20 protein-coding genes and 1 pseudogene are annotated in these 19,660 nt (G+C 70.8%); 15 read left to right on the forward strand and 6 right to left on the reverse strand.

Going from position 1 to position 19,660, the window contains the following annotated elements:
* Positions 1-138: 138 nt before the first annotated feature.
* Positions 139-426, reverse strand: a complete 288-nt coding sequence (gene groES, locus HNQ58_RS06645) for a co-chaperone GroES (RefSeq protein WP_183948126.1) — start codon at positions 424-426, stop codon at positions 139-141.
* Between the two features lie 199 nt (positions 427-625).
* Here groES and cutA point away from each other — a divergent pair, with 199 nt between their 5' ends.
* From cutA to HNQ58_RS13380, 14 genes and pseudogenes are all read left to right on the forward strand, one after another.
* Positions 626-970, forward strand: coding sequence for a divalent-cation tolerance protein CutA (gene cutA / locus HNQ58_RS06650; protein WP_183948127.1), 345 nt, complete (start codon positions 626-628; stop codon positions 968-970).
* The gene (locus HNQ58_RS06655; RefSeq protein ID WP_246417110.1) at positions 967-3,120 is read left to right on the forward strand and encodes a protein-disulfide reductase DsbD family protein; all 2,154 of its coding nucleotides are present in this window, start codon (positions 967-969) and stop codon (positions 3,118-3,120) included. Before cutA ends, HNQ58_RS06655 begins: the two co-directional genes overlap by 4 nt.
* Positions 3,117-3,668, forward strand: a complete 552-nt coding sequence (locus tag HNQ58_RS06660) for a TlpA disulfide reductase family protein (protein ID WP_343057221.1) — start codon at positions 3,117-3,119, stop codon at positions 3,666-3,668. Before HNQ58_RS06655 ends, HNQ58_RS06660 begins: the two co-directional genes overlap by 4 nt.
* A 155-nt stretch (positions 3,669-3,823) precedes the next feature.
* On the forward strand, positions 3,824-4,267 hold the full coding sequence (gene aroQ, locus HNQ58_RS06665) for a type II 3-dehydroquinate dehydratase (protein ID WP_183948128.1): 444 nt from the start codon (positions 3,824-3,826) through the stop codon (positions 4,265-4,267).
* 51 nt (positions 4,268-4,318) lie between these two features.
* On the forward strand, positions 4,319-4,801 hold the full coding sequence (accB, locus tag HNQ58_RS06670; RefSeq protein ID WP_183948129.1) for an acetyl-CoA carboxylase biotin carboxyl carrier protein: 483 nt from the start codon (positions 4,319-4,321) through the stop codon (positions 4,799-4,801).
* 120 nt (positions 4,802-4,921) lie between these two features.
* Positions 4,922-6,289, forward strand: coding sequence for an acetyl-CoA carboxylase biotin carboxylase subunit (gene accC, locus HNQ58_RS06675; protein ID WP_183948130.1), 1,368 nt, complete (start codon positions 4,922-4,924; stop codon positions 6,287-6,289).
* 47 nt (positions 6,290-6,336) lie between these two features.
* On the forward strand, positions 6,337-6,573 hold the full coding sequence (locus HNQ58_RS06680) for a DUF1902 domain-containing protein (RefSeq protein WP_183948131.1): 237 nt from the start codon (positions 6,337-6,339) through the stop codon (positions 6,571-6,573).
* Positions 6,573-6,770: a type II toxin-antitoxin system HicA family toxin gene (locus tag HNQ58_RS06685; RefSeq protein WP_183948132.1), complete on the forward strand. Its 198-nt coding sequence runs from the start codon at positions 6,573-6,575 to the stop codon at positions 6,768-6,770. Before HNQ58_RS06680 ends, HNQ58_RS06685 begins: the two co-directional genes overlap by 1 nt.
* A 163-nt stretch (positions 6,771-6,933) precedes the next feature.
* Positions 6,934-7,842, forward strand: a complete 909-nt coding sequence (prmA, locus tag HNQ58_RS06690) for a 50S ribosomal protein L11 methyltransferase (protein ID WP_183948133.1) — start codon at positions 6,934-6,936, stop codon at positions 7,840-7,842.
* A 23-nt stretch (positions 7,843-7,865) separates the two neighbouring features.
* Positions 7,866-8,477 carry a DUF3426 domain-containing protein gene (locus tag HNQ58_RS06695; RefSeq protein ID WP_183948134.1) on the forward strand — a complete coding sequence of 204 codons (612 nt, stop codon included), beginning with the start codon at positions 7,866-7,868 and terminating at the stop codon, positions 8,475-8,477.
* Between the two features lie 163 nt (positions 8,478-8,640).
* Positions 8,641-8,919: a DNA-binding transcriptional regulator Fis gene (gene fis, locus HNQ58_RS06700; protein ID WP_183948135.1), complete on the forward strand. Its 279-nt coding sequence runs from the start codon at positions 8,641-8,643 to the stop codon at positions 8,917-8,919.
* A 232-nt stretch (positions 8,920-9,151) separates the two neighbouring features.
* Positions 9,152-10,738 carry a bifunctional phosphoribosylaminoimidazolecarboxamide formyltransferase/IMP cyclohydrolase gene (purH, locus tag HNQ58_RS06705; protein WP_183948136.1) on the forward strand — a complete coding sequence of 529 codons (1,587 nt, stop codon included), beginning with the start codon at positions 9,152-9,154 and terminating at the stop codon, positions 10,736-10,738.
* A gap of 228 nt (positions 10,739-10,966) precedes the next feature.
* Entirely contained in the window at positions 10,967-12,256 is a 1,290-nt protein-coding gene (gene purD / locus HNQ58_RS06710; protein WP_183948137.1) for a phosphoribosylamine--glycine ligase, read from the forward strand.
* Between the two features lie 103 nt (positions 12,257-12,359).
* Positions 12,360-13,067: pseudogene (locus tag HNQ58_RS13380) on the forward strand (MFS transporter); the annotation flags it as partial.
* Positions 13,068-13,234: 167 nt separating this feature from the next.
* Here the strand turns inward: HNQ58_RS13380 and HNQ58_RS13255 are convergent.
* From HNQ58_RS13255 to HNQ58_RS06735, 5 genes are all read right to left on the reverse strand, one after another.
* Complete coding sequence (locus HNQ58_RS13255; protein WP_221301189.1) at positions 13,235-14,131, reverse strand: hypothetical protein; 897 nt, start codon at positions 14,129-14,131, stop codon at positions 13,235-13,237.
* Between the two features lie 88 nt (positions 14,132-14,219).
* Entirely contained in the window at positions 14,220-15,089 is an 870-nt protein-coding gene (nudC, locus tag HNQ58_RS06720) for an NAD(+) diphosphatase (RefSeq protein ID WP_183948139.1), read from the reverse strand.
* A gap of 11 nt (positions 15,090-15,100) precedes the next feature.
* Complete coding sequence (erpA, locus tag HNQ58_RS06725) at positions 15,101-15,460, reverse strand: iron-sulfur cluster insertion protein ErpA (protein ID WP_183948140.1); 360 nt, start codon at positions 15,458-15,460, stop codon at positions 15,101-15,103.
* Between the two features lie 30 nt (positions 15,461-15,490).
* Positions 15,491-15,922: a bactofilin family protein gene (locus HNQ58_RS06730; protein ID WP_183948141.1), complete on the reverse strand. Its 432-nt coding sequence runs from the start codon at positions 15,920-15,922 to the stop codon at positions 15,491-15,493.
* Between the two features lie 2 nt (positions 15,923-15,924).
* Entirely contained in the window at positions 15,925-16,665 is a 741-nt protein-coding gene (locus HNQ58_RS06735) for a DUF6776 family protein (protein WP_246417112.1), read from the reverse strand.
* Between the two features lie 375 nt (positions 16,666-17,040).
* On the opposite strand from HNQ58_RS06735, the gene HNQ58_RS06740 reads away from it, so the two are divergent.
* Entirely contained in the window at positions 17,041-19,659 is a 2,619-nt protein-coding gene (locus HNQ58_RS06740) for an EAL domain-containing protein (protein WP_183948142.1), read from the forward strand.
* Position 19,660 lies beyond the last annotated feature (1 nt).

Genomic DNA, 19,660 nt, shown 5'->3' on the forward strand with positions numbered 1-19,660 from the left:
GGAAATGGGAAATGGGAAATCGGCAGAGCGGTCTTCGGAACCGGTGTCAAGACGATCGGCATGGGAGGGGGTGCGCCACCCCGATTACCGATCGGGCCCGCGAAGCGGGCGGCCGGTTACCGACTTGCGGCGACTGGCTCAGCCCAGGATCGCCAGGATGTCGTCCTCACGCACCACCAGGTACTCGGTGCCGTCGAGCTTGACCTCGGTACCGGCGTACTTGCCGAACAGCACCTTGTCGCCCTTCTTCACCTTCGGCGCGCGCACGCTGCCGTTGTCCAGGGCCTTGCCCTCGCCGACGGCGATGACCTCGCCCCGGATCGGCTTCTCGGCCGCCGTGTCGGGGATGACGATGCCACCGGCGGACACCTTTTCTTCTTCCATGCGCTTGATGACGACGCGGTCGTACAGCGGCTGGATGCTCATGACATTCCCTCTAACTGACTGATTGCCAATGAATGAGAGCAGAGCTGTCAGCACTCTGCCCTTGTGAGTGCCAATGATAGCGCGCGACCGCTCCCCCGAGGAAGCGTCGCGACCAGGCCCTAGATAGGGTTGGCCCGGCCGGTTTCAAGCCCCCCGATGGCGGGTCCGCCCGCGACGGCTCTGCTAGCCTTTGCCAACCATGAAGACCCTGCTCATCCACTGCACTTGCCCCGACCGCGACCAGGCCGAGCGCATCGCCCGCGCCCTGGTCGAGGAGCGGCTGGCCGCCTGCGTCAGCCTGCTGCCCGGCCTGCGCTCGGTCTACCGCTGGCAGGGCGCGGTCGAATCCGCCGACGAGACGCTGCTGCTGATCAAGACCGCCGCCGACCGCTTCGACGACCTGCAGGCGCGGCTTCGCGCGCTGCACCCGTATGAACTCCCGGAGATCGTCGCGGTCGAAATCGCCGCCGGTCTACCGCCCTACCTGGGCTGGATCGTCGAGGAAACCCGCGCCCCCGCCCCGTCGCAAGGACACACCGCTTGATCGCTAGGCTCGCCTCCGCCCTGGCCGCGCTCGCGCTGGCCCTCCCGCTGCCCGCCCGTGCCGTCGACCCCAGCGACCTGCTGCCGATCGAGCAGGCCTTCGCCCTGCGCGCCGAGGCGGTCGCACCCGACCGCATCGCGCTGACCTGGGCCATCGCCGAGGGCTATTACCTCTACCGCCACCGCACCGAAGTGCGCGATGGCCAGGGTTTCGCGCCCGGCGCGCTGGAGCTGCCGCCGGGCATCGCCTACCACGACGAATTCTTCGGCGACGTCGAAACCTACCGCGGCGAGCTGCGCGCCGTGCTCACCGGCACACCCGTGCCCGGTGCCAGCCAAGCCACGCTGCGCGTGCGCTACCAGGGCTGCGCCGACATCGGGGTGTGCTATCCGCCGCATACGCAGACGATCACCGTCGCGCTGGCGCCCGCCCCCGCCGGAGCGGAGGACGGGTTGGCCGCACTCAACCGTGCGCTCGGCGTCGGCGCCCCGCTGACCGGCACCGCCCCGGACGGCAGCAGCGTCGACCTGCCGCTGCCACCCGAGCAGGCGTTCCGCTTCGAGGCCATCGCCGCCAGCCCGTCGGCCCTGCTGCTGCGCTTCACGCCGGCGCCGGGCTACTACCTGTATCGCGACCGCTTGGCATTCCGGGTGATCGAAGGCGACGGCGTCGCCCTGGGCGAGCCGCGCTGGCCGGCGGCGCAGGCACACCACGACGACCACTTCGGCGACGTGTCGGTGTACTTCGCCGAGACCGAAGTGCCGCTGCCGCTCGGCCGCAGCCGCGGCGAGGCGCAGGCGCTGCTGCTGGAGGCGACCTTCCAGGGCTGCCAGACCGACGGCGTGTGCTACCCGCCGATGACCCGACAGGTGCGCGTGGACCTGCCGGCCGGCGCCGTCGCCACGCTGCCCGACGCGCCCGCGCGCGCGCCGGCCGGCGCCACCACGCTGGCGCTGGCCCTGCTGCTGGCGCTCGGCGGCGGCCTGATCCTCAACCTGATGCCCTGTGTACTGCCGGTGCTCTCACTCAAGGCGTTGAGCCTGGCCGATGGCGGCCACGGCAATGGCCACGCCGGCCGCCGCGCACTGTGGTACACGGCTGGCGTGCTGGCCAGCTTCGTCGCAGTGGGCCTGTCGGTGCTGGGCCTGCGCGCCGCCGGCGAGTCGCTGGGCTGGGGCTTCCAGCTCCAGCAGCCGCTGGTGGTCGCGGTGCTGGCCTATGTGATGCTCGCCATCGGCCTGAGCCTGTCGGGAGTGTTCAGCCTCGGGCTGGGGCTGTCGGGCATGGGCCAGACGCTGACGGAAAAGAAAGGCCCGGCCGGTGACTTCTTCACCGGCGTGCTGGCGGTGGTGGTGGCCAGCCCGTGCACCGCGCCGTTCATGGGCACCGCACTGGCCTTCGCCTTCGCCGCGCCACCGCTGCTGGCGCTGCTGGTGTTCCTGGCGCTGGGCCTGGGCCTGGCGCTGCCGTTCCTGCTGATCGGCTTCGTGCCGGCGCTGGCGCGCCGCCTGCCGCAACCGGGCGCGTGGATGGAAACCTTCAAGCAGGCGCTGGCCTTCCCGATGTATCTCACCGCGGCGTGGCTGGCCTGGGTGCTGGCCAAGCAGCGCGGCGCCGACGCCATTGGCCTGCTGCTGGCCGGCGCGGTGCTGCTGGCACTGGCGCTGTGGTGGCTGGAGCGGCTGCGCTTCCGCCGCCGTCCGCTGGCGCGCGCTCTGGCGCTGGCGACGCTGGCGCTGGCGCTGCTGCCGCTGTGGGGCGTGCAGCGCCTGCCGGCCACGCCGGGCACGGCCACGCAGGCGGCGGACGACGCCGTGCCGTATTCGGCCGAGCGCCTCGCCGCGCTGCGCCGCGACAACCGACTGGTGTTCGTCAACATGACCGCCGACTGGTGCGTGACCTGCAAGGTCAACGAACGCCGCGTGCTCGGAGGCGACGCCTTCCGCAATGCGCTGGCCGCGGCCGACGGCGTCTACATGAAAGGCGACTGGACCAATGTCGACCCCGACATCACCGCCTTCATCGAATCGCATGGCGCGGTCGGCGTGCCGCTCTACGTGGTCTACCCGCGCAACGGCGGCGAACCGCGGGTGCTGCCGACCGTGCTCAGCGACGGCATCGTGCAGGCGGCGCTGGAGGCCGCGAAGTGAGCGCCTCGTCCTGGCGCGGCCATCTGGCCATCGTCGCGGTCGCCGTGCTGGCCGGCGCGGCCGGGCTGTGGGCCGGACGCTGGTGGTCGCTGCCGGCCGAGCAGCCGGTGCCGGCCGGCGTCACGGTCGCCAAGGTCGGCGATCTTCGCCCGGACCTGCACCTGCCCGACCTCGACGGCATGCCGCAGCCGCTGTCGCGCTGGGACGGCCGCCCGCTGCTGATCAACTTCTGGGCCTCGTGGTGCGGCCCCTGTATCGAGGAAATGCCGCTTCTGGACGCCTTTGCCGCCGAACAGGGCGACAACGGCGTGCAAGTGCTGGGTATCGCGCTGGACAGCGCCGAGGCCGTGCATGCCTTTCTCGAACAGGTGCCGGTGCGCTATCCCATCCTGCTCGACAGCCCGGCCGCCGATGACAGTTCGGTACGGCTGGGCAATACCCGTGGCGTGCTGCCCTACTCGGTGCTGATCGCTGCCGACGGCCGCGTCCGCAAGCAGAAGCTGGGCGTGTTCAGCGCCGCCGAGTTGCGACGCTGGGCGACGGAGTAAGGCCGCCACCGGTCGCCCCGCCCCATCGACGCACGCGATTCAAACATCCGCTTAAATTCCTGCGAACGTCGTTGATCGGGTTGTCAACGGCTGGACAAGCGGCCAGTCGCTCGCACAGACTGGCGGCCCCTGACGGCGCCCCGGGGAGGGCAGCCTTGGCCAAACTCCTGGTCCTGCACGGTCCCAACCTGAACCTGCTCGGCAGCCGCGAGCCGGACGTCTACGGCCGTACCACCCTGGCCGACATCGACGCCGGCCTGCGCCAGCGCGCGCAGGCGGCCGGGCATGTCCTGGAGAGCGTGCAGTCGAATGCCGAGCACGTGCTGATCGAGCGCATCCACCACGCGCGCGACGACGGCACCGCCTTCATCCTGATCAACCCGGCCGCCTACACCCATACCTCGGTCGCCCTGCGCGACGCGCTCGCCGCCGTGGCCATCCCGTTCATCGAGGTGCACCTGTCGAACCCACACGCCCGCGAGCCGTTCCGCCGCCACAGCCATTTCAGCGACCTGGCGGTGGGCGTGATCGCCGGCTTCGGCGCCGACAGCTACCGTCTCGCGCTGGAGGCCGCGCTGGCGCGGCTGCCCGGCCACTGACCGACCCGTCGCCGCGCGCGACACCCCTTTCCAGACCAGAACGAGGCCGGCATGGACCTCCGCAAAATCAAGAAACTGATCGACCTGCTCGAAGAATCCAACCTCGCCGAAATCGAGATCAAGGAAGGCGAGGAGAGTGTGCGCCTGTCACGTGTGCCCAAGGGCGGCGTACCGGCGATGGCCGCCCCCGTTGCCGCACCGATGCAGGCCGAGCATCACCGCCCGGCCGCCGCGCCGGCGGCGCCCGCCCCCGGCCCCTCGGCCGAGTCGGTCGGCAAGAGCGTCAAGGAGGCGCCGGACGGGCACGTCGTGCGCTCGCCGATGGTCGGCACCTTCTATGCCTCGCCGAACCCGGAGGCGCCCGCCTTCGTCAAGGTCGGCCAGACCGTCAAGGCCGGCGACACGCTGGGGATCATCGAGGCGATGAAGATGTTCAACCCGATCGAAGCCGACGTCTCCGGCACCGTCACCGCCATCCTGGTCGAGAACGGCCAGCCGGTGGAGTTCGACGAGCCGATGTTCGTCATTTCCTGAGAGCGGAAACCGGGAATCGGAAACCGGAGACCGGAAGAGCGCGTCGCTGACGCCCGCCCTCCGGCTACCGGCTGCCGGTTGCCGGCTACCGTGGTCGAAACGCCACAGGACGCCCTTTCAATGCTGGACAAAGTCGTCATCGCCAACCGCGGCGAAATCGCGCTGCGCATCCTGCGCGCCTGTCACGCGCTCGGCATCAAGACCGTGGCGGTGCACTCCACCGTCGACCGCAATCTCAAGCACGTCGCCATGGCCGACGAGTCGGTGTGCATCGGCCCGCCGCCGTCGGCACAGAGCTACCTGGACATCCCGGCGATCATCGCCGCCGCCGAGGTCACCGACGCCCAGGCCATCCACCCCGGTTACGGCTTCCTCTCCGAGAACGCCGATTTCGCCGAGCGGGTGGAGCAGTCCGGCTTCATCTTCATCGGGCCGCGCGCCGACACCATCCGCCTGATGGGCGACAAGGTCGAGGCGATCAAGGCGATGAAGGCGGCCGGCGTGCCCTGCGTGCCCGGCTCCGGCGGCCCGCTCGGCGACGACCCGGCCGAGAATGCGCGCATCGCCGAGGAGATCGGCTACCCGGTGATCGTCAAGGCTGCCGGCGGTGGCGGCGGCCGCGGCATGCGCGTGGTGCACACCGCCGCCGCGCTGCACAACGCCATCGCCACCACCAAGTCCGAAGCCAAGGCCGCGTTCGGCAACGACATGGTGTACATGGAGAAGTTCCTGGAGAACCCGCGCCACGTGGAGATCCAGGTGCTCGCCGACGGCCAGGGCAACGCCATCCACCTCGGCGAGCGCGACTGCTCGATGCAGCGCCGCCACCAGAAGGTGGTGGAGGAGGCGCCGGCCCCCGGCATCACCGAGGCGCAGCGCGCCGAGATCGGCCAGGTCTGCGTCGAGGCCTGCCTGCGCATCGGCTACCGCGGCGCCGGCACCTTCGAGTTCCTGTACGAGGACGGCCGCTTCTACTTCATCGAGATGAACACCCGCATCCAGGTCGAGCACCCGGTCACCGAGATGGTCACCGGCATCGACCTGGTGCGCGAGCAGCTGCTGATCGCCGCCGGCCACAAGCTGTCGATCCGGCAGGAGGACGTGGTGCTGCGCGGCCACGCCATCGAGTGCCGCATCAACGCCGAGGACCCGGACACCTTCATGCCCTGCCCCGGCCTGATCAAGCACTTCCACGCCCCTGGCGGGCCGGGCGTGCGCGTGGACAGCCACATCTACGAGAGCTACCGGGTGCCGTCGAACTACGACTCGATGATCGGCAAGCTCATCGTCCACGGCGCCGACCGCGCCCAGGCCATCGCCCGCATGCGCGTGGCGCTCTCGGAGATGGTCATCGACGGCATCAAGACCAACATCCCGCTGCAGCAGCGCATCATGGCCGACCCCGGCTTCCGGCAGGGCGGCATGAACATCCACTACCTGGAAAAGCGCCTGAAGGAGCAGAAGGAGAAGGCGATCGGGCTGGGCTAAACTCCAGCCGTCGCCGCACCCTCGCGCCGGAACGCCGGAGTACGCACATGAACGACAAGCCGTTGTACGTGCATGCCGAATGGGATGCCGAGGCGCGCGTGTGGTTCGCCACCTCGAACGACGTGCCCGGCCTCGCCACCGAGGCCGACACGGTCGAGGCGCTGGTGGCCAAGCTGGAGACGATGATCCCGGAACTGCTCGCGGCCAACGGCGCGGCGGTGGAAGGCGATATTTCCTTCGAGCTGCTGGCCCGCCGCTTCGACCATGTCCGCCCGGCCGCCTGATGGTCGAGAGCTACACCGACGCGCTGAAGCGACTGCTGCGCGACGCCGGCTGCGAGTTCATCCGCCACGGACGCGGCGATCACGAAATCTGGCGCTCGCCGCTCACCGGCCTGCACTTCGTGGTCGACGGGAAGATCAAGTCGCGCCACACCGCCAACGCCGTGCTCCGGCAGGCGGGTCTACCCAAGGCTTTCTGACGGACAAGAGCATCGTCTGATACACGCGCCAGCGAGTAGGGAGTAGCTCGGATGAAGGCGCGCAGCGCCACAATCCGGGAACCCGTGCCCCGGATTCCGCTTCGCTGCACCCGGGTCAATTCACTTGCCTCACCCATCGAACCGATTCCAAACCGACGCCACCGTGCCCTACCTCGAACTCTCACTGCGCTGCCGCGAATCCGACCAGCCGCGCGTCGAGGCCGCGCTGGAGGACATCGGTGCGCTCTCGGTCACGCTGATGGATGCCGAGGCGGAAACGCCGAACGAGCACGCCATCCTGGAACCCGGCGTGGGCGAGACACCGCTGTGGCCGATGCTCACTGTCACCGCGCTGTTCGGGCACGGCACCGACCAGGACGCGGTGCTGGCCGCACTGGAAGCCTTCGACGACGGGCTGGACCTGTCCTCGGCGAGCTTCCGCGAAGTCGCCGACCAGGACTGGGAACGCGCCTGGCTGGACCAGTTCAAGCCGATGAAGTTCGGCACGCGCACCTTCATCGTGCCGTGGAACCACGACCTGCCCGACGAAGCGAACACGCCCGATGCCGCGGTGGTGCGGCTCGATCCCGGCCTGGCCTTCGGCTCGGGCACGCACCCGACCACGGCGCTGTGCCTGGCGTGGCTGGATTCGCTCGACCTGCGCGACCGGACCGTGCTCGATTTCGGCTGCGGCTCGGGCATCCTCGCGCTGGCCGCGCTCAAGCTCGGCGCGGCGCATGCGGTCGGCGTGGACAACGACCCGCAGGCACTGATCGCCAGCCGCGACAACGCCGAACGCAACGGTGTCGCCGAGCGCCTGACCGTGTTCCTGCCCGACGCGGAGCCACCGGCGACCTATCCGGTGGTGGTCGCCAACATCCTCGCCTCCGCACTCGACGCGCTGGCCGCGCACCTCGCCGCGCGCACTGCAGCCGGTGGCGTCATCGCGCTGTCGGGCATCCTCGCCGGCCAGGAAGCGCCACTGCTCGAACGCTACGCCGAATGGTTCGACGACCTCGCCGTGGCACGGCACGAGGACTGGATCCGCATCACCGGCCGTCGTCGCGGCTGAGCGCCGCGGCGTAGAATCGCCGCATGGCCGACCCGTACACCGACCGCGATCCGCTGGCCTCCGACGACGCCGCGTCGCCCGACCAGGGCGATCTGTTCGGCGGCGCGCCCAAGCCGTCGGCGCGGCACCACGCCATGCCCAGCTTCGCCGCGACCCGGCCGGCGCATCCCGGCCGCCAGCGCTGGCTGTGGCTGCTGGTGGTCTTGCTCGCCGCGCTGCTGCTGGCGCAGTCGCTGTACGCCGAGCGCGACCGCCTCGCCGCCGACGCGCGCTGGCGGCCATGGCTGCTCGAAGCCTGCGAGCTGCTCGGCTGCACGCTGCCACCCTGGCGCGAACTGTCCGCCCTCCGCATCACCGCGCGCGAGGTGCGCCCACACCCGTCGGTCCCCGGGGCGCTGCTGATCACCGCCACCTTCCGCAACGACGCGCTCTATGCCCAGCCCTGGCCGTGGCTGGAACTGCGCCTGCAGGATCTCGACGGCCGCGACGTGGCGATGCGGCGCTTCGCGCCGGCCGAGTACCTCGGCGCTGCCCCGGCCAGCCCGCTGATCGCCCCCGGCCAGTCCGCCAACGTCACGCTGGAAGTGCTCGATCCCGACCGCGCCGCGATCGCTTTCGCGTTCGACTTCCGCTGAACGCCGGCGCACATCCCGCGGCGTGGAGAATTTTTCTGCGCCCACTCAGGCGTTTGCGCAGGCATTGGCAAGCCGTCCGACGATGGGGGTAGACTGCCCTCCCTTCGATCCACACGCGAAGGCCAGCACCGGAAGCTGAGAAGAACATCGGAGCCGCCCCGACGTGAATGCCCTCTACGCCCTGCGCTCGGACAGCCCGAGCGCCGTCGCCACCCAACCCGCCCTGCGCGAGCAAGTCGCCGTCGCCGTACGCCGCTATCTGGCCGACCTGGGTGGCAATACGCCCGACGACCTCTACGACGTGGTGATGCGCGAAGTCGAAACGCCGCTGTTCGCGGAAGTGATGCGCCACTACGGTGGCAACCAGAGCCGCGCCGCCGCCGCGCTCGGCATCAACCGCGCCACGCTGCGCAAGAAGCTCAAGCACTACGGCCTGGGCTGAAGGCCTGGGCTCGTGACTCGGGGCTGCGAGAGAGCGCGTCACATCGACGTCATTCCCGCGAAAGCGGGAATCCGGAGCCCCCACGCACGCAACATCGCCGGACTGCCACTTCACGCATGGATGCCGGCCCGGCTCGCCGGCGCGCAAACCGCCGGCACGCCGCGCCGGAAACCACCGACGGCCCGGGCCACCACTCCCCGGTATAATTCGCGCCTTTTCCGGGGTGCCCACGATGACCACCGACCGCCAGCCCGCCGACCGCATCCGGATCGGCCGCGCCCTGCTCTCCGTCTCCGACAAGACCGGCCTGCTCGATCTGGCCCGGGCGCTCGCCGCACGCGGCGTGCAACTGCTCTCCACCGGCGGCACCGCACGCGCACTGCGTGAGGCGGGTCTGACGGTGACCGACGTGAGCGAGGTCACCGGCTTCCCCGAGATCATGGACGGCCGCGTCAAGACGCTGCATCCGAAGGTGCACGGCGGCCTGCTCGGCCGCGCCGGCACCGACGACGCGGTGATGGCCGCGCACGGCATCGAGGCGATCGACCTGCTGGTGCTCAACCTCTATCCGTTCGAGCAGGTCACCGCGCGCGCCGACTGCACGCTGGACGAGGCGATCGAGCACATCGACATCGGCGGCCCGGCGATGCTGCGCGCGGCGGCCAAGAACTGGGACCGGGTCGCGGTGCTCACCGACCCGGCGCAATATTCCGCCGCGCTGGAAGAACTCGCGGCCAACGACGGCGCACTCACGCGCAAGACCCGCTTCGCGCTGTCGGTCGCCGCCTTCAACCGCGTCGCGCAGTACGACGCCGCGATCGGCAACTACCTCTCAAGCATCGACCTCGACGGCCCACGCGCGCAGTTCCCGACCCAGCAGCACGGCAATTTCGTCAAGGTGATGGACCTGCGCTACGGCGAGAACCCGCACCAGCAGGCTGCCTTCTACCGTGACCTGTGGCCGGTGCCCGGCACGCTGGCCACCTTCCGCCAGCGCCAGGGCAAGGCGCTGAGCTTCAACAACCTCGCCGACAGCGATGCCGCGTGGGAATGCGTGCGCCAGTTCGAGCGTCCGGCCTGCGTGATCGTCAAGCACGCCAACCCGTGTGGCGTGGCCGAGGGCGCGGACATCGGCGCCGCCTACGAGCTGGCCTGGGCCACCGACCCGACCTCGGCCTTCGGCGGCATCATCGCCTTCAACCGCCCGCTCGATGCGGCCACCGCGAAGACCCTCGTCGAGCGCCAGTTCGTCGAGGTCATCATCGCTCCGGCCATCGACGCCGACGCGCTGGCGGTCACCGCGAAGAAACCCAACGTGCGCGTGATCGAAATCCCGCACGGCGACGGCCGCAACACCATCGACCTCAAGCGCGTCGGCTCCGGCCTGCTGATGCAGACGGCCGATCTGCGCGAGGTGACCCGCGACGAACTCAAGGTCGTCAGCCGGCGCGCGCCCAGCGAGGCCGAACTCGCCGACCTGCTGTTCGCCTGGCGCGTGGCCAAGTACGTCAAGTCCAACGCCATCGTCTACGCGAAGGACGGCCGCACCATCGGCATCGGCGCCGGCCAGATGAGCCGGGTGGTCAGTGCCAGGATCGCCGGCATGAAGGCCGAGGAGGCTGGCCTGGCCGTCTCGGGCAGCGTGATGGCTTCCGACGCCTTCTTCCCCTTCCGCGACGGCATCGACGCCGCCGCCGCCGCCGGCATCCGCGCCGTCATCCAGCCGGGCGGCTCGATGCGCGACGCCGAAGTGATCGCCGCCGCCGATGAGCACGGCATGGCGATGGTGTTCACGGGCGTGCGGCATTTCCGGCATTGAGGCCGGGATTCGGAATTGGAGATTCGGGATTCGTCGCAGGAACGGCGGAAGCCGCGACCCTGGAGCGACAGCAGTGAGTGAATAGGAGTGAGAAACGAGGCAAGAGCGTCGGCTCACCGAGCCACGCTTTACCTCGTTTCTCACTCCACTTCACTCGTTTCTCGTCTCTCGGGTCGCGGCTTTCGCCGCTCCTGCAAGGGTGGAGCAACGGCAACGAGGAAGCAGACCATGAAAATTCTCGTCATCGGTTCCGGCGGCCGCGAGCACGCCCTGGCCTGGAAGCTCGCGCAGTCCCCGCGCGTGGATGAAGTGCTGATCGCCCCCGGCAATGCCGGCACCGCGCGCGAGACCAAGTGCCGCAACGTCGCCATGGCCGCCACCGACATCGACGGCCTGCTGGCGCTGGCGAAGGCCGAAGGCGTGGCGCTGACCGTGGTCGGCCCCGAGGCGCCGCTGGTGGCCGGCATCGTCGACCGCTTCCGCGCCGAGGGACTGCGCATCTTCGGGCCCACCGCGCACGCCGCGCAGCTGGAGGGCAGCAAGGCCTTCGCCAAGGACTTCCTCGCCCGCCACGGCATCCCCACTGCGCACTACGCGGTGTTCACCGACCTCGACGCCGCGCTGGCCCACGTGCGCGAGAAGGGCGCGCCGATCGTGATCAAGGCCGACGGCCTGGCTGCCGGCAAGGGCGTGATCGTGGCCACGACGCTGGCCGAGGCCGAAACGGCGGTGCGCGACATGCTCGCCGGCAACACCTTCGGCCGCGCCGGCGCGCGGGTGGTGGTCGAGGAGTTCCTCGACGGCGAGGAGGCCAGTTTCATCGCCATGGTCGACGGCACGCACGTACTGCCGATGGCCAGCAGCCAGGACCACAAGCGCGTCGGCGACGGCGACACCGGCCCCAACACCGGCGGCATGGGCGCCTACTCGCCGGCGCCGGTGGTCACGCCCGAAGTGCACGAGCGCATTCTGCGCGAGGTGGTGATGCCGACCGTGCGCGGCATGGCGGCCGAGGGGCACCCGTTCACCGGCTTCCTCTACGCCGGACTGATGATCGATGCGGGCGGCGCACCCAAGGTGATCGAGTTCAACGTGCGCTTCGGCGACCCGGAGACACAGCCGGTGATGCTGCGGCTGAAGTCCGATCTGCTGGAGCTGGTCGAGGCCGCGCTCGCCGGCCGCCTCGACGCCGTGCAGGCGCTGTGGGATCCACGCCCCGCGCTGGGCGTGGTGATGGCGGCGCAGCACTACCCGGGCACACCGAGGCTCGGCGACGTCATCCATGGCCTGGATGCCACACCGATCGAGGACAGCAAGGTCTTCCACGCCGGCACGAAATTCGACGCCGCTGGCCGCGTGGTCACCGCCGGCGGTCGCGTGCTCACCGTGTGCGCGCTCGGCGACAGCGTGGCTGCCGCGCAGGCGCGCGCCTACGAGGCGGTCGCGCGTATCGCCTGGGAGGGCGAGTTCCACCGCCACGACATCGGCTGGAGGGCAATCGCGCGCGAGCGGGGCTGAGCCTGCCTCCTGGCGCGGGGGCGGCCCAGGCCGCCCCTGTGCCGCCATCGGCTTTGCTAGGCTCCGCCGACCGATCCGCCGACCGATCCGCCGAGCGAGCCACATGGCGAGCAACCAGTTCACCCTGCTCAAGCAGCGCCGTTTCCTGCCGTTCTTCCTCACCCAGGCGCTGGGCGCGTTCAACGACAACGTCTTCAAGAACGCGCTCGTGATCATGATCGCGTTCAAGGTCGCCGGGCTGAGCAGCGACGACATCAACTTCTGGTCCAACCTCGCCGCCGGGCTGTTCATCCTGCCGTTCTTCCTGTTTTCGGCCAACGCCGGGCAATGGGCGGAGAAGTTCGAGAAGTCGCGCTCGATCCGCTGGATCAAGCTGCTCGAGATCTTCATCATGTGCATGGCGGCGGTCGGCTTCTGGCTGGAGTCGGTGCCGTTCCTGCTTGGCGTGCTGTTCCTGATGGGCCTGCAGAGCACGCTGTTCGGGCCGATCAAGTATTCGATCCTGCCGCAGCACCTCAGGCCCGAGGAGCTGGTCGGCGGCAATGCGCTGGTCGAGGCCGGCACCTTCCTGACCATCCTGCTCGGCACTCTGCTCGGCGGCGTACTGATGGCCGGCTTCGACCACGGGCCGCTGCTGGTGTCGGCGACGGTGATCGTGTTCGCCGTGCTCGGCTGGTGGGCCAGTCACGGCATCCCCGAGGCGCCGCCGACCGCACCCGACCTCCGGCTCAACTGGAACCCGCTGACCGAGACGGTGCGCAACCTGGGTTTCCTGCGCGGCAACCGCACCGTTCTCAACGCCGTGCTGGGCGTGAGCTGGTTCTGGTTCTTCGGCGCTGCGCCGTGCCCGCCTGCCGCGGCGCTTCCGCGCCCATGTCGAGGTGGTCGCCACCGGGCCGGTGCCCGGCGAGCAGGCCAGCGCGAGCACGCTGGAGGCGACGGTGCGCGCCCTGCGCGGCGCGGCCGCCTGATCGCCGCTCAGCCGACCCAGCCGGCCAGCACGAACAACGCCAGCACGGCCAGCCACAGCAGCAGGATGCGCCAGACCAGGCTCATCGCGTCGCGCAGTTCGAGCAGGGCCGGCGGCGCCGGTTGCGCCTGACCGCCGGCATCGATGATGTAGGCATCCTCCTCGGCCAGTTCGCAGTCGACGCTGGCGCGCGCGGCGGCGGAGAGGAAGTCGGCATCCAGGCGCACGCCGCCGGCGTGCGATTCGCGCCAGGCGGTGAACACGGTGTCGAAGTTGGCCACCAGCGCCAGCGCGAAGGTCATCAGCTGCGCCACCGGCCAGTTCAGCAGCGCCAGCAGCCACTGCGCGCCTTCGCTCTGCGCCGTGGGCAGCGCCTGGCGGGTTTCGCCTTCGGCGGCGAGCGCGACCAGACGGTAGCCGAGCGCACCGACCGGCCCCAGCAGCAGGAACCAGAACAGCACGCCGAACCAGCGCCGCAGCGCGCCGAGAAAGACCGCCTCGACCAAGGCCGGCCCTTCCAGCGACGGCGCGCCGCCGGCCGGATGCAGGCGCGCGGCGGCGGCGCGCTTGCCCTCGGCGTCGGGCGCTTCGATCACGGCCTCGACGTCGAGATCCAGATCGCGCGGTCCCCAGGCGTAGAACAGCACGGCCACCGCGAACACGAAGCCGGGCAGTCCATAGACGCGGCCGGCGAGCGCGAGCTGGAACAGCCCGAGCAGCGCCAGCACCACACCCAGCGTCAGCAGCAGCCCCCAGCGACCGCGCCAGAAGGCGTTGTCGCCGAGCTGCGCGTCCAGCCAGCGCGCCCAGCCGGAGAACCACTCGTAGCGGCGCAGCGCGGTCAGCGGCTGCACGGCATGCCCGAGCAGCAGGGCCAGGACGACGGCGATCAGGGTGGCGGACATGCGTTCCTCTACCGCGGTGCGTGCGGCTCCCCCGAGCCGCTTCGCCGCCGATTCTAGCCCGCAATGCGCGCACGGGGCGCGGCGGCGCTCATCGCTCGGCCAGCCAGGCGTCGATCAGGCTGCGTGCGATGGAGATGCGCGAGGACAGGCGCAGGCGACCGGCGGCGACCTCGCGGCGGATGTCGTCGGCGCTGAACCAACGCGCGTCCTCCAGTTCGCGACCGACCCGCGGCGGCATGAATTCGGCCTCGGCGCGGAAGCCGAGCATCAGCGTGCCGGGGAACGGCCACGGCTGCGAGGCGATGTAGCGGCAGGCGCCGGCGACGATGCCGGTTTCCTCGGCCAGCTCGCGGCGGGCGGCATCCTCCAGGCTCTCGCCCGGCTCGACGAAGCCGGCGATCAGCGAGTACTGCCCGGCCGGCCAGTTCGGTTGCCGGCCGAGCAGGACGCGTCCTTCGGACTCGGCCAGCACGATCACCGCCGGGTCGGTACGCGGGTAGTGTTCCAGCCCGCAATTGCCGCACTCGGCGACGTGACCACCACGCGCGAATCCAAGCCGATGTCCGCAGGCCGGGCAGAAGCGGCTGCGGCGCTGCCACAGCCCGAGCGCGCGGGCATAGGCGAACAGGCCGGCCTCGAACGGCGAAAAGCGTGCCCCCGCGCTGCGCAGGTCGATCCAGTGCGGCCAGCCCGCCGGGTCGGCGTCGAGTGCGAACCAGGGGGTGCCGCCGGACAGGCCGAGGAAGGTGGCCTGGGCGAAGCGGTCGACGAACTCGCGGCCAGACGCCAGCGCCAGCCCCTCACCATCCGCGCGCGCCGCGGCATGGCCTTCGGGGTCGAGCCGGATCACCCGCGCCTGCGGCCACAGCGCCGCCAGGGCGGCGACGTCCTCGCGCAGGTGCTCGGCGCGATCCAGCGGCAGCCCGGCGAAAAGCTGCGCGGTCGGCGTGGGCGTCACGGAGGCGGCCTTCAGACGGTGAACGAGCTGCCGCAGCCGCAGGTGGTCCTGGCGTTGGGATTGCGGATGACGAACTGGGCACCGGTCAGCGACTCGGTGTAATCGACCTCGGCGCCCATCAGGTACTGCAGGCTCAACGGATCGACCAGCAGGGTCACACCGTCGCGCACGATGCTCAGATCATCCTCGCCCTGCTCCTCGTCGAAGCTGAAGCCGTACTGGAAACCGGAGCAGCCACCGCCCTGGATGTAGACGCGCAGCTTGAGGGCATCGTTGCCCTCCTCACGGATCAACTCGCGCACCTTGGCCGCGGCGGCCGAAGTGAACACGAGCGGGGCATCGATCTGCTGGTAGCTCGGCGTGGCGTTCATGGCGACGAAATGGGGGCCCGGCGTCCATTATCAAGCGGCGGTGGGCGCCTCGGCCACCGGCGCGGGGCCGGCGAGCCGTTTCGGCGGCGCTTCGCCGTGGATCAGCCGCCCAGTGATCATCGCGCCGGCGGCCATCTCGACCACCTTGTAGTAGATGTTGCCCTGCACCCGTGCCTGCGCCGCCAGTTCGACGTGCTCGCCGGCGTGGACGTCGCCCTGCAGCTGACCGTTGATGATCACCACCGGCGCGCGCACCTCGCCCTCGACCAGACCGTGCTCGGCGATGGTCAGCACCGCCTCGGCGCCTTCCTCGGCCACCACGCTGCCGTGGATGCGGCCCTCGACGTACAGCCCACCGCTGAAGGTGACATCGCCGCGCACCGTCACCCGCGGCCCGATCAGGGTCTCGACCGCCACCGGCGGCGCCGCGCGCCCGTTCCTGCCCTTGCCTCCCCCGAACATCCTCATCTCCCGGCGGTCGCGACCGCCCGCTGCGTGGCCTCCCACGGGAAGGCCTGTTCCGTGGTGTTGCCCTCGGCGCGCAGGAACACCCGCACGCGGTTGGGCGCGAAATCCGGCGGCAGCATCACGCTGCCCTCGAGCTGCTGGAAGTAGCGGAAGGAAAACGCCTGCCCCGGCGCATCCTCGCGCTGCAGCAATTCCGGCCAGCGCAGGCTGGCGAGTTTGCCGTCGCGCACGCCGTCGACCTGCAGGGTCAGCTCGCCGCGGCTGATCTTGCCGCGGTTGAGGTTCTGGGTGAGCGTCACCGTGTACAGCCAGGCGCCCTCGGCACCGGGCTCCATCCGCACGCTGTGCACGCCCAGGCCGCGGCGCTGGCCGCTGGCACCGACCAGCCGCTCGTAGAAGGCGACGTCGGCACGCAGCTGTGCGATCTCCTCCTCGCGTTCGGCCAGGGTCTGCTGCAATTCCTGGTTGGCGGCGCGGCTGATCTCGTCCGAGCGCCTGTACGTGGTGCTGCGCTGGCGGAGCTCGTCGAGTTGCCGGCGCTGCTCGGCAAGCTGGCCGGCCAGCGCCCGGTTTTCCTCCCGGACCTCGGCCAGCGTCGGCGCGGCGACCCGCGTCGCCCACGTCCAGGCGGCCGCCAGGCTGGCCAGCCACAGCACGGCCGCCGCCGTCAGCAGCAGGCGGGCCCGGGGACGGGTGGAGACGACGATGAATCGCCGTGGTGGGATCGGAGTGCTCATGCCAAGTGGATCGGTATAGCCCCCGGCTTCGCCGGGAGTCAACCGCCGGTCCGCCTGCGGTTTCGACCAGGCTGCATTGTGCGGCGCCGGCGATGAACTGCGGCCGGCCCGGGACGGGCACGGGGCGGTAACGTGAACCGGCTCGCAACTGCGTCCTGTCGCCGGGCGGATTGTCGTTACCGGTATCGAACAGGGACGGGCCCGCGCCGGACGGCCGACGCGTCGCGCCCACGATGCACATTACAAACCACGCTCGTCGTCCCGCGGCCCGCATGCGTCCGGACGGGGCGGACCGCCCGGCGGCTCCGCCCGCTCCGGCGACAGCCGGCGGACCGCGGCGCATGCCATGATGCAATGATGCAGGGGTTTCCGCTCATGCCTTCGCAGCCCACCTCCATGCCGCACGACGCCAGCGCGCCCGCGACCGCGGCCGGGGCGTTCGTCCGCCACCTGCCCAGACGGGTGGAGGCGCTGGCCCGGCGCATCCAGCGTCTGTCGCGCAACGGCTGGGACATCAATGCGCTGTCGCTGCTGCACCACGACGCCCGCTGGCTGGCCGACGCCAGTGTCCGCCACGGCCTGGACGACGTCGGCTCCGGCCTGCGGGCACTGGAGCAGCTGCTGCATGCCCACCTCGACATTCCCGCCCTGCCCACCGCAGAGGCCGCCGCCCCGATGCTGGAGACGCTGGCCAACCTGCGCAGCCGCCTGCCGCAACCCCTGGCCGCCTCGGCGCAGTCGGCACCGACTTTCGGCAATATCGCCCGGGTGGAAGTACCGCCCCCGGGCTACTGGCGACGCTGGAGCGGCGACGCGCCGCCCCCTGTCGCGGTGGCCGTCCGCCCGGCTGCGCCGGCGGGAGAGGCAGCCATGGCGGCCAAGAAGTCACACGGCACGAAGTCTGCCGGGGACGCCTCGGCGACCCAGGCGGAGACCGACAGCGGGATCCTCACCCACATCTTCCACCTCACCGACGGCAGCGCCCTGTCCTGCGAGCTCGACCAGCGGCTGGAGGCTGCGGGCTACAGCGTCGAGCCGTTCACCGAGGCCGAACAGCTGCACGATCTGCTCGGCGAACGGCTGCCGCTGCTGGTCGTGGTGGATTCGGCGCACATCGAGGCGCTGGAGGCGGTCGGCGCCGCGCTGCGGGCCGCCCGCCAGCGCACCGGTCTGCGTCTGCCGCTGGCGACGATTGCCGCCGAGGACGACCTCGGCATCCGCCTGACCGCCCGCCGCGCCGGCGCCGACGCCCTGATCATCGCCCCGCCCGGTGCCGGCGAAGTGCTGCAGCAGTTGCATGTGCTGCTGGAACCACCGGAGGAGCGCGAGCCGGCCTATCGCGTGCTGATCGTCGAGGACGATCGCTCGCAGGGCCTGTTCGCCGAGAGCATCCTGCGCAATGCCGGGATGGAGACGCGGGTCGCCGACGATCCCTTCCAGGTGCTGGCGATCATGGAGGAGTTCGCGCCCGACCTGCTGTTGATGGATCTGCACATGCCCGGCTGCAACGGCATGGAGCTGACCGCGCTGATCCGTGAGCACGACCGCTTCCTGCACACCCCGATCGTGTTCCTGTCCGGCGAGAGCGACCAGGACCTGCACTTCGAGGCACTGGACGCCGGCGGCGACGATTTCCTCGCCAAGCCGGTCCGGCCGCGCCACCTGATCTCCGCCGTGCAGAACCGCATCCGCCGCGCCCGCGCGCTGGCCGGCCGCACGCAGCCGTCGCCGGTTATCCGCCGCGACGGCGGCCTGCTCGGCCGCCGTCGACTGCTGGCCCGGATCGACGCCGCCCTGGCCAGCCGCAGCCCGCGCCCGGCCGGCGTGCTGTTCATCGACATCGAGGGCGGCGTCCACCTGCGCGAGCAACTCGGCCTGGCCGCGCTCGAGCGGCTGATGGCCGAAGCCGGCACGCTGCTGGCCGAGCGGCTCGGCAAGGACATGCCGGTGGCGCGCTACGGCGACGCCAGCTTCATCGTGTTCGCCACCGAACAGGACGAGGCCGCGCTGGAGCCGCTCGCCGCCGACCTGCGGCGCACCCTCGCCGAACACAGCTTCGAGGTCGACCAGCGGCCGGTCCGTCTGCGCGCGCTGGTCGGCGCCTGCGCGCTGGCGTCGACCTTCCCCGATGCCGGCACCCTGCTCAACGCTGCCGAGCGTGCCTGCCACGAAGCGCGCGGCAGCGAGTCCGGCGTGCGTCTGCACCGCCCGCGGCAGCACTTGGAGCTGGCACGGGAGCAGGCGCTGCTGGCGCAGATCGAGCGCGCGATCACCGAAGGCGGCTTCGAGCTGCACTACCAGCCGATCGTCGCCGTGCAGGGCGGCGACGAAGCGCAGTTCCAGGCGCTGCTGCGGCTGCGCGATGCCGAGGGCGGGCTGCACCCCGCCGCCGAACTGATCCCGCTGGCCGAGCGGCATGGCCTGATGGTCGACATCGACCGCTGGGTGATGGGACAGGCGCTGGCCGCGCTCGAGCGCAGTCGCCGCGAGGCGCGTCCGCTGCGGCTGTTCGTCAGCCAGTCCAGCCTGACCCTGGCCGCACGCGACCAGATCCAATGGCTGCGCGAGCGGATCAGCCGGCAGGACACCCCGGCCAGCGCGCTGGTGATCGAGATCCGGCTCGACGATGCGATCCTCAACACCGACAGCGTGCAGGCCTTCTGCGCCGCGCTGGTCGCGGACGGCGTCCAGTTCTGCCTGAGCCAGTGCGAGGCCGGTCGCGACGGCCTCGCGCTGCTGGAGCGGCTGCCGCTCAGCTACGTCAAGCTGGCGCCGAAGTACCTCGCGGCCAGCAGCACCCAGGCCTTGCGCGACGAGCTGAAGGTACTGATCGACCACGCCCACCGCCGCAACCTGCTGGTGATCGGGCACCGCGTCGAGGATCCGCAGGCCGCCGCCACCCTCTGGGTCAGCGGCATCGACTTCCTGCAGGGCAACCTGGTCCAGCGGGCCGGCGACGATCTGGCCTTCGATTTCCAGTCGGCGGTGCTCTGAA

The sequence above is a fragment of the Rehaibacterium terrae genome (assembly GCF_014202935.1).
In the GTDB taxonomy this organism is placed as follows: domain Bacteria; phylum Pseudomonadota; class Gammaproteobacteria; order Xanthomonadales; family Xanthomonadaceae; genus Rehaibacterium; species Rehaibacterium terrae.

Excerpts from the sequence above, each read along its gene's own strand:
- HNQ58_RS06740 (WP_183948142.1), top strand. The coding sequence starts at position 17,041 with ATGCCTTCGCAGCCCACCTCCATGCCGCACGACGCCAGCGCGCCCGCG.
- purD (WP_183948137.1), top strand. The coding sequence starts at position 10,967 with ATGAAAATTCTCGTCATCGGTTCCGGCGGCCGCGAGCACGCCCTGGCC.
- HNQ58_RS06730 (WP_183948141.1), bottom strand. The coding sequence starts at position 15,922 with ATGTTCGGGGGAGGCAAGGGCAGGAACGGGCGCGCGGCGCCGCCGGTG.
- erpA (WP_183948140.1), bottom strand. The coding sequence starts at position 15,460 with ATGAACGCCACGCCGAGCTACCAGCAGATCGATGCCCCGCTCGTGTTC.
- HNQ58_RS13255 (WP_221301189.1), bottom strand. The coding sequence starts at position 14,131 with ATGTCCGCCACCCTGATCGCCGTCGTCCTGGCCCTGCTGCTCGGGCAT.
- HNQ58_RS06685 (WP_183948132.1), top strand. The coding sequence starts at position 6,573 with ATGGTCGAGAGCTACACCGACGCGCTGAAGCGACTGCTGCGCGACGCC.
- accB (WP_183948129.1), top strand. The coding sequence starts at position 4,319 with ATGGACCTCCGCAAAATCAAGAAACTGATCGACCTGCTCGAAGAATCC.
- HNQ58_RS06680 (WP_183948131.1), top strand. The coding sequence starts at position 6,337 with ATGAACGACAAGCCGTTGTACGTGCATGCCGAATGGGATGCCGAGGCG.
- HNQ58_RS06695 (WP_183948134.1), top strand. The coding sequence starts at position 7,866 with ATGGCCGACCCGTACACCGACCGCGATCCGCTGGCCTCCGACGACGCC.
- groES (WP_183948126.1), bottom strand. The coding sequence starts at position 426 with ATGAGCATCCAGCCGCTGTACGACCGCGTCGTCATCAAGCGCATGGAA.
- HNQ58_RS06735 (WP_246417112.1), bottom strand. The coding sequence starts at position 16,665 with ATGAGCACTCCGATCCCACCACGGCGATTCATCGTCGTCTCCACCCGT.
- accC (WP_183948130.1), top strand. The coding sequence starts at position 4,922 with ATGCTGGACAAAGTCGTCATCGCCAACCGCGGCGAAATCGCGCTGCGC.
- purH (WP_183948136.1), top strand. The coding sequence starts at position 9,152 with ATGACCACCGACCGCCAGCCCGCCGACCGCATCCGGATCGGCCGCGCC.
- cutA (WP_183948127.1), top strand. The coding sequence starts at position 626 with ATGAAGACCCTGCTCATCCACTGCACTTGCCCCGACCGCGACCAGGCC.